Annotated in this window: 1 protein-coding gene; it reads left to right on the top strand. The window is 64.1% G+C overall.

Translation table 11 applies throughout. From position 1 onward, the window contains the following. Window positions 1-196 precede the first annotated feature (196 nt). Window positions 197-622: hypothetical protein (locus tag ACSIH6_RS39390; RefSeq protein ID WP_435113996.1), on the top strand; the 426-nt coding region annotated here is incomplete at its 3' end.

Below are 622 nucleotides of genomic sequence, written 5' to 3'. Positions count from 1 at the left end.
TGACGAAGCAAACGGAGCCGATAAAGGGTTTTGGCCGACGAATCTCTCGATCCTTCACGGTCCGAGTAAGGCATTTTCGGAACTTTCGAGTCCGTATTGATCGAAGCTGCGCAGGTTCCCTCAAACCACCACCGCGTCGCGCCGACACCTGCTGGACTGGCCACGTCACCCCTGAGACGCAACCAGAAAGACCCTGATGGCCACCGAGTACACCGACCTGAGCTGGATCTTCGACGTCCAAACCAAGGGCGATGCCACCTGGACCCCCTACACCCGAGAGAACTTCCCCCTTCCCAACCCCTTGGAGTGGTGGAACAGCGAACACCTCGGCACCAGCACGTGCAGTCCCACGGACGCGCCCGCCGAACGGCTGACCGAAGAGCTCGCCAACGCTCTCGCCCCCATCCGCATCCGTGTCGGGCCCGACATGAGCGGCCTGCGCATCCGCATGTGGAAGGACGCAGAGCCCGACGGCGACCCCGACCTGATCATGGAAGCCACCAAGCCGCAGCTCGCCCTCGCCGACCTGCGGGCCGCCGCCGACCCTGTGCACCGTGCCCGACACGAGCTCGACAACGCCAAGTACCGCCTGCGCTTCACGATGACCACCCTCCTGAGCGAC

Source organism: Nocardiopsis synnemataformans (genome assembly GCF_965343085.1).
Taxonomy (GTDB): Bacteria; Actinomycetota; Actinomycetes; order Streptosporangiales; family Streptosporangiaceae; genus Nocardiopsis; species Nocardiopsis alborubida.
Note: the sequence above shows the minus strand (reverse complement) of the source record. Positions and strands in the feature narration are given on the sequence as shown.